This is a genomic window from Candidatus Woesearchaeota archaeon (genome assembly GCA_018303405.1).
Classification (GTDB): Archaea; Nanobdellota; Nanobdellia; order Woesearchaeales; family JABMPP01; genus JAGVYD01.
The window spans coordinates 185,928-199,141 of the sequence record JAGVYD010000009.1; the positions used below are offsets into that span (position 1 = coordinate 185,928).

Sequence of the window (13,214 nt, forward strand, 5' to 3'; positions counted from 1 at the left end):
TCTAGTATCATAGACTAGTATAGATAGGAGTATATTGCCGCAACAGCAAATTGCTGACGCTGAATAGATTTTGAAAAAAATCGGGCAATTGTGACCCCCGAGGCTGGAAAAAGGCATGAGTGCAATCATTAGCGGTAAAAAAGAGGACAATGCCAGGATATTCTGATAAAGAGGAAAATGCAATGGAAAAGCTTCCTGAGTCATGGAAGCTTTTTGAGGCTGCCTATAGCATAGAGCATAAACTTGCGGAAATTGAGCACGAGAATTCAGATTTCTATGATTATGGCAAAGCCTTCGCCCATGCCGGGCCTGTCCCAGAAAGCATAAGGAAGGAAATTGACCGGATGCATAAGCTTTTGGAGTTCGACCACCGGCTGGCCAACCTGATAAGGCTCGGCGCGGAAAAAAAGGAAGAAAAGCAAAACAGGAAATTGTAACAGCTATTGATTAGAAAGTAAAAAAAGATGCCGGAAACGGCTGGGCAACTATCAAAAATGGGAGACAGGCTATCAGCAATCAAGCAAAATGTTTCTACTAAATTCAGCAAGGCATACTCCAAGGTTCAGCAAAAAGCGTCGGCTTTCAAGGACAAGGCTTCTGAACTAAAAGATAAATTCTCAGGGAATAGGGGGCAGGGTGGCAATGAGCAAAAAATCAAGCTCCAGACTGCTGGAGGCGGATTTGCGGCCGGCATGGGGACTGCATTGCTCGGCAGAATGTTCTCAGGCTCTGCAAAAGATTCTGAAGTTGGAAAAATGTGGTTTTGGTTTGCCCTGCTCGTAAAGCATATCCTTATTGACGGTTATTACGCTTCATTGTCAGGATATGGATGGTATGGAGCCGGATGGTATGAGAACGACACGCGCTCATGGTTTTTTTCGTTCATTTTCTTCCTTGCCTATTGGTTGCTGTACATGAATAACCTCAAGGAAAAAGATGAGGGATTTGGGTTTTATGCCAAGACTACAGTTTTGTCAACCATGATTTTCCTCTTGGACAACCAAGTGCCACAGAGAATGCTGGCAGAGATGGTAGCCGGCAATCCCACACTGGCTACTTTTTTTGGCCCCGTATACCTTTATCGTTTCCTTTTCCCATGGTGGGCAATTCTTGTAATGTATTCAAGCCAGAATAGATTTGTGCAGAAGGCAAGAGTTATACATGCTTTCCTGATTGTAGGGGTAATACTGCTGACCATGTTCAATTCAGATGTGCCTGCTGCAATGTCCAAATGGGCCGGGAACATCCCTGGCACACTCCAGGATGCTGAAAGCCAGTCCGAGACCAAGGCTGGATTGACAGGCTGGTTCAAGATAAATTACAAGAGGCTCAGGGAATGCATTGATACCCAAAATGAAACTGCCTGCAAGCTGCTGGGCCGCCCTGTCAGCGACGCAAAGAAAACAGCGCCTACAGAAACCACTATACTCCAAGGAGGCGTCGATGACAAGCTTTCCCAGGACATGATATTAAAGCTCTCTGCGTCAAAAAACGCTGCTGTGAATTACTGGGAAAAGGACATTATTGCCTCGGCGAGCCTGGAGGCTGTTGCATTCAACAGGGACTTTGACATTGGCCTTGTGTGCGGCCTTGTGGAAAACAATGTCTATGACAACAAGAGCGGGGAAATGAACCCGAATAAAGTCACTGTAAAATACACAAATGTTATTGGCACAGTTGAATTGCTGACATGCAAGATATTGAAGCCATATGACCTCAAGAAGGGAGTTAATTCAGTGTATTTCAGGGCCAATGTGGATAACCAGCTCACGCTTGACAGCTACATCATCGCATATTTTACAAGGGAGGAAGACCTGAATCTTGAAGTTGACAATTACCTGTCCAGCAAGTCAGCCTTGAAAGAACAATTCATTGCGACAAGGGCGTCCAAGGGAGTTGCTGCTGCGCAACGGGAAGTTTATGCCAATTTGTACAAGGACCTGCTTTCCACAGATTATCCAAGCGGAAAAGTTGAATCAAAATCAGAAGTGTCCTTCATCAAGGCAGTAGTCACAATGGGCGATGTGCCCATTATAGGCATCAAGCCAGCTGACCAAAAAACGCTGATAAACCTGCAGATTGCCATTGAAAACATGGTAAAAGGCGGAAAAATAAAAACAGTCAGGAATGGAGCCTTAGAGCTTCCGCCATGGCTCACGCCAGTTGAAGGCTCGTGCAGCATTTTGAGAGACCCAATTACGGCAGGGGACGGGAATTCCATATACAGGCTGAATGAAAACATCCTGAAAGGGATAGACTGGGGAACAGTCAAGTATGGGGCGCTTGAACAGAAAAAATTGGCTCCGTGCACCCTGGAGTTTACCGGGGACAGGAATGATGAGAATGTCCTTTACAACCCATCCACGCTGAATCCTCGAGTGATATACCTCAAAGTCGGCTATGATTATGAGATGGAAGCAACAGGGACATTATCTGTGACGCCAGGGGACCTTTCGAAATCCGGAATCTTCTATCCCCCAACTGAGATTCTGACAGAAAAGCCTGTGCCATCTGCCTCGCCATACAATATCTCTGATACTTTCGGGTTGCCTGGTGTCGGAGGAAGGCCGAGGGAAGGGGTCACCATCTATGCCTACCCTACTGCAAGGGTGAATTCTGCAACCAGCGGCATTGTCGTTCAAAAAGGCTGCACAGACTGGGGCGGAAATTTTGTCAGGATTAGGCATGAATCCCAGTATGAATTCACTTACGCGCATTTGAACAAGACTGAAGTGAAAGTCAATGACGTTGTGACCGCGGGGCAGCATATTGGCGAGGTCGGCAACACTGCTGGATGCATAGCCAAGAATCCCGATGGGACAACATGCGATGACCTGGCAACAGACTGCGGAATCCCGCTGAAATCATTGAGGTACCAATTGCATTTCGGGATTTATGATTATTCAGGAGGCGCGCCTTTGAAGCCTTACTGCGCACTGAAAAAATTATATGACTCAGGCTATGTTTGCTGAGAAGGAAAGATGAGAAGGAGCAGAACAATGTTTAGGATGTGGAATCCTTATGCCAGCCTGGCTTTGCTAATTGGATTGCTGTTTTTTTTAACATCCTGCGGGAGCGGGAATGCGCCGGTCATTGAAACTGACATCCATACTGGAACTGAAGGATTGATGATGGCATTTACCAAGGATATGCCACCCGAAGACATATCTGACAAAAGCAGCTTCCAGATAGGGGTGGAAGTGAGAAACAAAGGAACTTTTGATATTATTAATGGGCGCCTGACGCTGATTAACTATTATCCAGAGGAAATGCAAATGCTCGACCCCAGCAAGACCAAGAGTTTTGACATTGAAGGCAAATCAGTGTACAATTCCGAAGGAGGCTTTGACCTTGTAACCTGGACAATTGAAAACAAAAACCTGGCAATAAGGCTCAGGGATGAGCAAAGGTTCCTGTTTAAAATACTCGGGTGCTACAGGTACAGGACTGTGTCAAGCGCAAGCGTTTGCGTAAAGCCAAGGAGCTTTGGATTCAGCCTTGCCGGAACCCATTGTGACACTGAGGACATCAAGCTGGGCGACGGGCAGGGCGCGCCTATCACTGTTTCCAAAATCGAGCAGAATGTCATTCCGAAGACAGACCCGCAGACCGGCCAAGTGACCTATAAAGGGGAATACAAAATACTCATCCAGAATAAGGGTGGAGGATATGCAACCGACCCAAATACCTATGAAGATGCATGCGCATCTGCAACACCAAAGAGCAATGTGCTTCTTGCAAAGAATGTACATGTTGAAATGGTGAACAGGGAACTTGAATGCACACCATTGCAGCAAGTCAAGAACACGCAGGATTTTTTTACAATCTGCACCCTGGATTTCGGGCAGCTGCAGGACAGCTTTGAAACATTGCTGACAACAACAATAGATTACGGCTACATATCAGAGCCAATTGAAAAAACAGTGTTTGTCAAGAAGATCAGCAAGGATTACATATGCCCTGCAGAAAACTGCAAGGATTTGCAATACGGGGTTTGCGACCTTTATGGCAGAGAAAATGTCCAGGCAAGCGGCTCGTGCGGAATAAATCAAAAATGCTGTTTTGAAAGCAAGGAAAGCTGCACCAGGGATTTTGGCAGCCTTGGCTATGCATGCAGGTCATCAGGCCAATGCAAGGCAGGCACGATAATCACTGGCTATTGCCCAGGCAGTGCAGACAATGTATGCTGTGAAGCCGGCTAAATTTGCGCCAGGAAATGCCTGGCAGAGGCCATCATTATGGCAGATAAGCCGAAGCCCTGAGAAAAGTTTATATAAGAGATAAAACTAGGGGATTTGCATGGTTAAGCATAATGTGTCAATGGCGACAAAAAGCAAGCTGTCCTTGCTTGCGATACTCTTTGTCTTAATATTAATGATGAGCGCCTGCAGCGGCAGAAGCAGCTGGCCATGGGGCCCAAAAAGCCATGAAGATGATGACCCGTTTGTGACTAATGCCCACACAGGCACTTATGGCGTTGTAATGAGATTTACAAGGGAAAATCCTGCAAGGACTGTATACTATACCGGCGACCCCACTCCATTTGATCTTGTTGTTGAAATAAGAAACAGGGGGGCATATGATATCAGCAATGGCTGGCTGTATTTAACAGGATTTGATAAGAATATTATCCAGCCCTTCATTGTTGCTCCGTCTGGCAAGACACTGCCATTGTTTTTCGCCCCAATGGAAGGAGTCTCAAATTTCAATCCAGAGGGTGACATCTCAGTGGTTGAGTTCAGGAATGATATTGTAAGCTGGCCTGAAGGAACAGACAAGTATGAGCCCAAGGTAAAAATTTATGCTTGCTATGAATATGAGACAGTCGCAAATCCGATTGTATGCATAGACCCGCATCCATTCTCATCATTGGAAGAGGACAAAGTATGCAGGGTGCAGAATGTCGGAATGGCTGGCGGGCAGGGGGCACCTGTGCAAATAACATCTATCGAAGAAGAAGCAACTGAGAAATATGTCTACTTCAAAATCCATATTGCCAATGCGAATGCAAATGGCCAGGTATACGATTGGCAAAGAGTCAGCTATGCATCCGGCAGGGATGATACCTGCCCATTCAATATCCAGTATACTGACAAGGACAAGGTTCACTATGAGCCCCCGGTGTGGGAAGGCAGCGCCGATAGCGCACCACAGCTCGAAAGCTGCAAGCCGCCGTCCCCTGTCAAGCTTGTGGACGGGCAGGCAACAATACTCTGCAAGTACACAATACCAGAAGGGCTGGATGAAGTATACCAGACCCCGTTTAATATCAAGCTGCACTATGGTTATATGAACTATGAAGAACAGACCATAAGGATTGTCAATGTTGCAGAATCCTGAAATTGGCTGTTAAGCATTTGCAAGACAATTGGTATAATGAGTAAATTCTATCCTTTCAGTATAAGGCCATTAGTGGCCCAGGGGATGCATCACCGTCCATGACCAATGATAATGAAAGCATTGCCCGAGTGTGCAAAATAAAAAAATTTATATAGGGATATTGTGTAAGGATGTGTAAATATATAGGAAATTTATGCAAAGTGAAGGTCCCAATTAATTAGCAACAAGAGGCCATATAAGAGATGCAAAGGAGGTTATACAAATGAAAATAAAGCATGGGTTGTTTCTGTCTGCATTGGTTCTTTTAATTTTTATCACGGCATGCACCACAGGGAGCGGCGGAGGCACTCCGACAAGCACAAAAGCCTTTTTAGGAGGCCAAAAGGGTTTGGCGCTGGACTTCTTCCCGCAGGCCCCGCCAGATTTTGTATTCGACACTAATTATCCATTTTCCATCAACCTCAGGGTTGAAAATGTTGGTGAATGGGATGTCGCTGCAGGCGATGCTGTCTTTACAGTAACAGGCATCAACCCGACTGACTTTGGCGTGAGCGCAGCTGACCTTCAGGCAAATTCACCAGATGAGCTTCTCGGGGCACAAAGGGATCCAAATGGCAATGTCATACAGGGAACAGTGACAAATGTCGAGTTCCCCAACCTTCAATATGCCGGAGCCGTTGCTGGCCAGGTCCAATTTAATGTGAAGGTCGAAGGATGCTACAAATACGGAACAAAGACACAGGTTCAGCTTTGCATCCTGGAAGACTTCCTTGGCAGAAGAGGGGAAACTTCAGCCTGCAATCCAAATGAGGAAAAGACTGCTGAAAATTCAGGAGGCCCAGTTCATGTAACATCCTTCTCTGAATCAGTTGTGGGAAGCAACAAGCTTTCATTCTTCTTCACACTGAGGCATGTGGGAGACGGAAGGGCTTATGCGCCAGGAACCCACTGCAGCACTGAATTGTCCGACAGGGACAAGGTCAAGATTACACTGACTGACCCAGGCTTGGGAGACTTGAGCTGCTCAGGGCTTGAAGGAGGCGCGTTGGAAGGCCTTGCAACACTCTACCAGGGAGAAAGAAGCATCAGGTGCACCTTAACAGTCGCTGATGAGAATCTCAGGGACTATGAGACCGTGCTCCCGATTGTTATAGAGTATGATTACAAGGACTCAGTAGAAGTGCCATTGGTCGTAAAGCACGGCTCCTAAGGCCTAATTTTTAATTTTTTTTAATTTACTTTTTCTTTAGAAATCTACCTGAAGTCTATCTTGTCATAACCTGCTTTGTTTCATGCACGGCGCTTTTCTTTTTAAGAATTTCCAGCTCTGCCCTTAATTCAATTTCCTTTTCCATTATTTTGGTGATAAAATGCCTGTAATATGATGATTTTTCCTCAATGGACTGCTTTAGCTCTGCAAGCTCATCGAGCCTTGCACGGAGTTTTTTGTTCTCTGCAACAGACAATGCACCCCGCCGCAGCAATGCTGCCAGTGCCATTTCAGTTCTCTTCAGCCGCGCCTGGTCTATCCCGGACTGCTCAAGCCTGACTGACTCAATGCGCTTGTCGTAATCCTGCTTAAGGGCAACGACGATATTCTTAAGTTTCCTGAGCTCTGCCTCTGCCTTCTGGCGCTCAGCAACCAGCTGTTCATTGGCCCTTGTGGCGACCTTTGCCTGCCCGGCAAATTTATTTGCCTCACCTATGGCCTTCTCTGTCCTGGAAGCCAAGAATGAGTTGGATTTCTTAATCTCCAAAAGAGTGGCGTCCTTATTCTTGAGCTCATTCCTAAGCTTGGAGATTACCAGCATCAGCCTTGAACCTGAATTTGCTGTTTTCTCCAGCTCCCTGATCCTCGCCGTCAGCGACTGAATTTCATTTATAAGGGCCTTTTTCTCTTCTGCCAGCCGTGCAGATTCCCCTTTTTCATGCGCATGCGCCTGTTTTACGCTTTCCAAGGCCTCTTTCATTTTCAGGGTTGCTTCGCGGGAATATCCTTTCAAGGCCAGATTTTTCTCCTGTTCTGCAAGCAGCCGGTCCTTGAGCGCCTCCACTTCTTTTTTATGCTGAAGCCTGAGCCTGTCGTTATGGGAAAGGCTGTCAACCTTTTCCATAAGTTCAAGATTTTTCTTCCTTGATTCCACGAGCTGCCCGGAAAGCTCATTTATACTGCCTGTGCTTTCCCGGAGCTGCCTTGAGTAAAAGGCAACTTGTTTTTTCCGCGCAAAATTCTTTAGAAAGTCGATGTGCTTTTTCTTGACACTTATGTCCTGGCGCAAAATCTGGACATTGTTCTGGAGCATGGCAGACTTTTCCCGCAGCTCCTTGATTTCCCTGTCCTGTGCCGCTGTTGTGCCCGGCATTGATGCCCGGCTGCCATAAGCCCTCTTAAGGACATTGATGTATTTTTCCCTGTTTTCGAGATTTGACCTCAATAAATCAATATTATGCTTGAGATTGGCTGCATAGAGGCCCAGGTCATTAATCCGCTGCATGAGGCCCTGTATTTTGGCCTTGTCCTTCCCATGCTCCTGAAGCCGGCCATAGAGCACCTGCAAATCCTCATTGAGGTTTTCTATGTTTCTTTCGTTCTCATTGAGCTTTTCCGTCAGCTCAAAATTCATCTTTATTATCCGCTGGCTCTTTAGGGCAATATCAGAAAGAAGCCCTGACTCATTCTGGGCAAGAATCTGGCCAGGCAGGGCTGGAGAAGGGGCATAGCCAAATGTTTGTTCCACTATCTTTGCCTGCCTTACCTCCTTTTCCTCTTTTTTAGCCGGCTTCGCTTGCCTTGCTTTGGCAATTCCCATGCTGATTATGACTTGGCCAGTGTGAAATAAGCAAGAAGGGCTTCAAGCTGGACGAACTCATCTGCGCCTTCGACCATCCTGAATTCAATTTCCCCGCATTTATCAACCAGTTCCACCTTGGCCCTGTCTGCTATGTCAAGGTTCCATATTTCCTTTTGTATCTGCTTGATTATGTCGAGCCCGGAAAGGCCATACATCTGCATTGTGCTGAGCAGCTTGTTGCGCGAATCCTCAAACCTGTTCTTTACAGCCAGGTCCAGTATCTCCTTGATTTCCCTGGGTTTTGCTACAGAAGCCAATGAATAGACAACTTCCTCTGTCAGCCTGTCTGCTACTGCTGCGCAGGATTGCATTATATTCTCGAGCCTTCGGCAATCGCCTTCTGAAACCTCAAACAAGACATCCTTGGCCTTCGGGTCTATATGCAGTTTTTCTGATTTTGCAATGTTATCTATGACCTCCATGACATCAGGCTTATCAAGGGTCCTGAAACGGAACATTGTGCACCTGCTCTGGATTGGATCAATGATTTTGCTTGAATAATTGCAGGAGAGGATGAAGCGGCAAGTATGGGTGTAATTTTCCATTGTGCGCCTCAGCGCCTGCTGGGCTTCCTTCGTCAGGGCATCGCATTCATCAAGGTAGATTATCTTGAACGGCACATTGCCGATAGCCCTTGTCCTGGCAAAGTCCTTGACTTTCACCCGGATGACATCAATTCCCCTTTCATCCGAGGCATTGAGCTCCAGAAAATTCTGGTGCCACTCATCGCCATAAAGCTCATGCGCGACAACCAATGAAAGCGTTGTTTTCCCAACCCCGGCGGGGCCGGCAAACAAAAGGTGCGGCATATTTTTCTGCTTGACAAAGTTCTTTACGCGTTTTACTATTTCCTTCTGGCCTACAATCTCAGAAAATGACTTAGGCCTGTACTTTTCTGTCCAGATGGCATTTTCAGCCTTGTCTTTGTCTTCCTTGCTGCTCATTAACCATACCTGGGTGAATGATTGTATCTGATTTTAAAAAGGTTATCATGTATCATCTGCTCAGTTGAAAATCACCTTCTTTTCTTTGGCTCAAATCTGCAATAATCCGGTGCATTTGTTGGCTAAGCTCTATGGTTCCGGCCAAAAGGGAATCGACCATTGAGAAGGGTCTTTTTCGCTCAGGAAATGTCAGATAACGCCTATTTTCCTTAAAGATATTCCAAAAGGCCATGCAAAGAAAGGGCCATAGTTAGTATTTAAATTATGTCCTCTTCAGCAATTACCAAGAAATCCCCTGATGCAATGACTGCACTGTAGGGTATGAGCATGTTTCCCTGCTTGTCCTTTTCAAGCTCAAGCTTGTCTGCATAAGGTGTCGGATTGGTGAGTATAAGGTGTATCAGCTCCCCGGACTTGACTTCAAAAATAATGTCGCCAACTTCTCCGAATCTCTTTCCGGCCTTGCTGACAACTGTCTTACCGACCAGCTGCTTGGAAAATCTCTTTTCCTCCATTTTTTCATCTATTTTTTCCATGGATGCAAAGGAGAAGATGTTATATTTAAACCTTTCGCTGGGGACTACTGGCCAGGGTAGAAGAAATTTTCCCATAGAGAGCAATATTGAAGGCATGACATATATATCTGCTATCTGGGCAATATTTTTATACCCAAGCCATCTTTAGCCAAGCCATGGATATCGAAAACAGGCTGGAACTGATAAGGCAAGTAGGGGAGGAAATAGTCACAGAAGAAGAGATGAGGGAACTGCTTTCTTCCAAAAAAGGGTTTATTGCCTATGACGGATTTGAGCCTTCGGGAAATGTGCACATTGCCCAGGCCATTATGAGGACAATCAACATCAACAAGATGGTTGAGGCAGGTGCAAAATTCAAGGTTCTTGTTGCTGACTGGCATGCATGGGCAAACAACAAGCTAGGAGGCAATCTGGAAAATATCCAAACCGTTGGAGAATATATGATAGAAACGTGGAAAGCGTGCGGCCTGGAGACTGCTGGCGTGGAATTTGTCTGGGCAAATGAGCTGGTGAAAGATGAGGATTACTGGAAGACTGTGATGAAGGTGGCTGTCAACAACACAGTGAAAAGGGTCATAAGGTGCTCCCAGATCATGGGCAGGAGCGAAAGCGACAACCTGAGCGCTTCCCAGATATTCTATCCCTGCATGCAGGCGGCTGACATTTTTTACCTGAAAGCAGACCTTTGCCAGCTCGGGGTGGACCAGAGAAAGGTCAATATGCTGGCCAGGGAAGTTGGCCCAAAGCTGGGCTATTGGAAGCCAATAATAGTGAGCCACCATATGCTGATGGGGTTGGGACAGCCTCCCCTGGGAAAAACTGCGGAGGAAAAGGCCACGCAGATGAAAATGTCAAAATCCAACCCTGATTCAGCGATTTTCATGACTGACTCTGAAGAGCAGATAAAGGCAAAAATAAAAAAGGCCTATTGCCCTGAAAAAGTTGTTGAGGAAAATCCCACATTGGAATACTGCAAATACATGATTTTTGAAAAATTTGATGCAATACGCATTGAAAGGCCTGAAAAATACGGCGGCAATATTGATATAGGCAGTTATGCTGAGCTAGAAGGGCTATTTACAAGTGGAGGGCTTCACCCTGTTGACCTGAAAAATGCCGTGGCATCAAAGCTAAACGAAATAATATCGCCTGTAAGGGAGCATTTTGTGAAAAATAAAAAAGCAGCTGAGCTCAAAGAAAAAGTCTCAAAGATACTGGCAAAATAAAAACGCATTGATGGCAGAAGAGCGGATATGTGCACGATAAAAACAAAAAAAGAGCTAATGCTGATAAAAAAGGCCTGCCGGATTACGGACCAGATATATTTAAGGATAATTTCTGGCTTGAACAAACATAAATTCAGGACAGAGAAGGATTTGGCAGAATTCATCAACAGCGAGATTGCGCAGAGAAAGCTGAAGCCAAGCTTTCCGTGCATAGTTGCGGCCGGGCCGGGAGCATCTGAGCCGCACCATACCCCTGAAAACAGGCGGCTAAAGGGGTTTGTGGTAATCGACTTTGGAGTTGTGTACAAAAAATACATGTCTGACATGACGCGAACAGTATATGTCGGCAAGCCATCCGCGGGTGAGAGAAAAATTTATGGGCTCCTTCTTAAAAGCCAAATAACCGCCGTGAATAGGATAAAGGCTGGAATGAAATGCAGGGATGCACACCTTATTGCCAGCAAAGTGCTCGGAAAATGGGACAAGAGATTCATCCATGGACTGGGCCATGGGATCGGGACAAAAATACATGAAATGCCAAGGGTCAGGAAAAAGAGCTGGAGATATATCAGGGAAGGCATGGCTATTACAGTTGAGCCAGGCATATATGTAAAGAACAAATTCGGCATAAGGATAGAGGATACTTGCGAAATCCGGCATGGAAAATGCATGGTGCTCACAAAATCAGGCAAGAAATTGACAGTGATAGGCCCGGCCTGAATCTTCCGGACCAATTCCTGCGGGCGGCAGGGCAAAAAGAATAAAACAACGGTGTAACTTGGCTATGGCTACAAAGATTTAAAAGCATTTTTTTATTCTAAACACAATGCGCAATGTTAATTCTGACCTGGCTGATTTTTCCGTGGATTTCCTCAGGAAATTAGGCGCTGATTTTGCTGAGGCCAGGGAAGAAGAATACCAGTCCAACATGATAATAATAAAAAATGGCGCTGTTGAGATTGCCGGCTGCCAGGAAAGCGTTGGCATCGGAGTCAAATTCGTAGTCAATGGATGTTATGGTTTCTGCTCTGTAAACCGGATTGACAGGGATCTTTTAAAAAAAGTGATTGAGGGCTCCTTTCGGCAGGCAAAAAAGTCATCTGGCATCCGAAACGCCGGCCAAAGCCCAAATGGAGAAAAGGCAATCAAGGATATTTCCAGAGTAGCGTATAAAACGAATCCGCTGGATGTGCCCCTTGACAAAAAAATTGGCTATATAAGGGAGATGGACAAGGGATTGCTGTCGCACGGCATAAAAATCCCTGCAAGGTTCTGGACCTGGACAGACGGCATGGTGAATAAGTATTATGTGAATTCCGAAGGCAGCAAAATATTGTCACAGTTTCCAATGGTTGGCCTTGACTATAGCCTGTCGATAAAAATTGGAAATTCCATGGCGCAGAGATACTGGCAGCATGCAAGCCAGGCAGGATGGGAGGCAATTAAGGATTGGAACCTGGAAGGCCAGCTCAAGGAGCATTTGCTGGCGCTGGAAGACAATGCGAGGCACGGAAAAAAACCGCCGCATGGTGAAATTGACCTTATCACTGGATCAGAAGTTACAGGGATAATCGCGCATGAAAGCTGCGGACACCCTTATGAAGCTGATAGGATTCTGGGAAGGGAAGCAGCACAGGCAGGCGAGAGCTTTCTTGAAAGCGGCAGCGTTGGCACAAGAATGGGCAATGAAAAGCTCAACCTGGTTGATGACCCCACTGCCGCCGGAAAGGTTGGAAGCTATAAGTTTGATGATGAGGGAATAGGGGCAAGAAGGAAATACCTGATTAAAAATGGGAAGGTGAATGAGTTCCTTCACAACAGGTCAACATCAAGGGAGATGGGCGTGAAAAGCAATGGCTCGGCAAGGGCCTCTTCCTTTGACAAGGATGCATTGGTAAGGATGAGCAACACTTTCTTTCTGCCCGGGGAACAGTCATTTGAGGAACTTGTTGAGGGGGTGAAAAGTGGGATTTTCATGAAAAATTTCACCGAATGGAACATCGATGATAAAAGAATAAACCAGAAATATGTTGGAAGCGAGGCTTATTTGATTGAAAATGGGAAAATTGCCGGCCCTGTGAAAAGCCCTGTGCTGGAAATCAGCACATTCAAGCTGTATGCCGCAATAGATGCCTCATCAAGGGACATGTTTGAGCTGCATGCCGCAACCTGTGGAAAAGGCGAGCCAATGCAAGGCTTAGGTGTGAGCATGGGCGGGCCATGCCTGAGAATAAAGGGGATTAGGCTCAGCAATTAGCATTTGTGCATACAAATCAAAAGAACGAATAATAATTTAATAAAAAACCTTGGCAAAGT

At 45.9% G+C, this 13,214-nt stretch carries 12 protein-coding genes; 8 read left to right on the top strand and 4 right to left on the bottom strand.

Annotated features, from left to right (window positions below; all coding sequences use genetic code 11):
- Window positions 1-119: 119 nt before the first annotated feature.
- From J4227_02555 to J4227_02575, 5 genes are all read left to right on the top strand, one after another.
- Window positions 120-437, top strand: a complete 318-nt coding sequence (locus J4227_02555) for a hypothetical protein (GenBank protein ID MBS3109385.1) — start codon at window positions 120-122, stop codon at window positions 435-437.
- Between the two features lie 57 nt (window positions 438-494).
- Window positions 495-2,972: a M23 family metallopeptidase gene (locus J4227_02560; protein ID MBS3109386.1), complete on the top strand. Its 2,478-nt coding sequence runs from the start codon at window positions 495-497 to the stop codon at window positions 2,970-2,972.
- A gap of 9 nt (window positions 2,973-2,981) precedes the next feature.
- On the top strand, window positions 2,982-4,202 hold the full coding sequence (locus J4227_02565) for a hypothetical protein (protein ID MBS3109387.1): 1,221 nt from the start codon (window positions 2,982-2,984) through the stop codon (window positions 4,200-4,202).
- A gap of 97 nt (window positions 4,203-4,299) precedes the next feature.
- Window positions 4,300-5,340: a hypothetical protein gene (locus J4227_02570; protein MBS3109388.1), complete on the top strand. Its 1,041-nt coding sequence runs from the start codon at window positions 4,300-4,302 to the stop codon at window positions 5,338-5,340.
- Window positions 5,341-5,602: 262 nt separating this feature from the next.
- Complete coding sequence (locus J4227_02575) at window positions 5,603-6,550, top strand: hypothetical protein (protein ID MBS3109389.1); 948 nt, start codon at window positions 5,603-5,605, stop codon at window positions 6,548-6,550.
- A gap of 55 nt (window positions 6,551-6,605) precedes the next feature.
- Here the strand turns inward: J4227_02575 and J4227_02580 are convergent, their stop codons facing one another.
- The 4 genes from J4227_02580 to J4227_02595 are packed head-to-tail and all read right to left on the bottom strand — an operon-like array spanning window position 6,606 to window position 9,651.
- Window positions 6,606-8,150 (bottom strand): hypothetical protein, encoded by a 1,545-nt coding sequence (locus tag J4227_02580; protein MBS3109390.1) that lies wholly within the window; start codon window positions 8,148-8,150, stop codon window positions 6,606-6,608.
- Between the two features lie 5 nt (window positions 8,151-8,155).
- Window positions 8,156-9,136, bottom strand: a complete 981-nt coding sequence (locus J4227_02585; protein MBS3109391.1) for a replication factor C small subunit — start codon at window positions 9,134-9,136, stop codon at window positions 8,156-8,158.
- A 52-nt stretch (window positions 9,137-9,188) separates the two neighbouring features.
- Window positions 9,189-9,368: a hypothetical protein gene (locus tag J4227_02590; protein ID MBS3109392.1), complete on the bottom strand. Its 180-nt coding sequence runs from the start codon at window positions 9,366-9,368 to the stop codon at window positions 9,189-9,191.
- Between the two features lie 25 nt (window positions 9,369-9,393).
- The gene (locus tag J4227_02595) at window positions 9,394-9,651 is read right to left on the bottom strand and encodes a PRC-barrel domain-containing protein (GenBank protein MBS3109393.1); all 258 of its coding nucleotides are present in this window, start codon (window positions 9,649-9,651) and stop codon (window positions 9,394-9,396) included.
- 176 nt (window positions 9,652-9,827) lie between these two features.
- On the opposite strand from J4227_02595, the gene J4227_02600 reads away from it, so the two are divergent.
- The 3 genes from J4227_02600 to J4227_02610 all read left to right on the top strand — a co-directional run bounded on the left by J4227_02600 (window position 9,828) and on the right by J4227_02610 (window position 13,155).
- Window positions 9,828-10,898 carry a tyrosine--tRNA ligase gene (locus J4227_02600; GenBank protein ID MBS3109394.1) on the top strand — a complete coding sequence of 357 codons (1,071 nt, stop codon included), beginning with the start codon at window positions 9,828-9,830 and terminating at the stop codon, window positions 10,896-10,898.
- A 27-nt stretch (window positions 10,899-10,925) separates the two neighbouring features.
- The gene (locus J4227_02605; GenBank protein MBS3109395.1) at window positions 10,926-11,618 is read left to right on the top strand and encodes a M24 family metallopeptidase; all 693 of its coding nucleotides are present in this window, start codon (window positions 10,926-10,928) and stop codon (window positions 11,616-11,618) included.
- Between the two features lie 106 nt (window positions 11,619-11,724).
- Window positions 11,725-13,155: a TldD/PmbA family protein gene (locus J4227_02610; GenBank protein ID MBS3109396.1), complete on the top strand. Its 1,431-nt coding sequence runs from the start codon at window positions 11,725-11,727 to the stop codon at window positions 13,153-13,155.
- The last annotated feature ends 59 nt before the right edge of the window (window positions 13,156-13,214 follow it).

Excerpts from the sequence above, each read along its gene's own strand:
- J4227_02560 (MBS3109386.1), top strand. The coding sequence starts at position 495 with ATGGGAGACAGGCTATCAGCAATCAAGCAAAATGTTTCTACTAAATTC.
- J4227_02565 (MBS3109387.1), top strand. The coding sequence starts at position 2,982 with ATGAGAAGGAGCAGAACAATGTTTAGGATGTGGAATCCTTATGCCAGC.
- J4227_02570 (MBS3109388.1), top strand. The coding sequence starts at position 4,300 with ATGGTTAAGCATAATGTGTCAATGGCGACAAAAAGCAAGCTGTCCTTG.
- J4227_02575 (MBS3109389.1), top strand. The coding sequence starts at position 5,603 with ATGAAAATAAAGCATGGGTTGTTTCTGTCTGCATTGGTTCTTTTAATT.
- J4227_02580 (MBS3109390.1), bottom strand. The coding sequence starts at position 8,150 with ATGGGAATTGCCAAAGCAAGGCAAGCGAAGCCGGCTAAAAAAGAGGAA.
- J4227_02585 (MBS3109391.1), bottom strand. The coding sequence starts at position 9,136 with ATGAGCAGCAAGGAAGACAAAGACAAGGCTGAAAATGCCATCTGGACA.
- J4227_02590 (MBS3109392.1), bottom strand. The coding sequence starts at position 9,368 with ATGGCCTTTTGGAATATCTTTAAGGAAAATAGGCGTTATCTGACATTT.
- J4227_02595 (MBS3109393.1), bottom strand. The coding sequence starts at position 9,651 with ATGGAGGAAAAGAGATTTTCCAAGCAGCTGGTCGGTAAGACAGTTGTC.
- J4227_02600 (MBS3109394.1), top strand. The coding sequence starts at position 9,828 with ATGGATATCGAAAACAGGCTGGAACTGATAAGGCAAGTAGGGGAGGAA.
- J4227_02605 (MBS3109395.1), top strand. The coding sequence starts at position 10,926 with ATGTGCACGATAAAAACAAAAAAAGAGCTAATGCTGATAAAAAAGGCC.
- J4227_02610 (MBS3109396.1), top strand. The coding sequence starts at position 11,725 with ATGCGCAATGTTAATTCTGACCTGGCTGATTTTTCCGTGGATTTCCTC.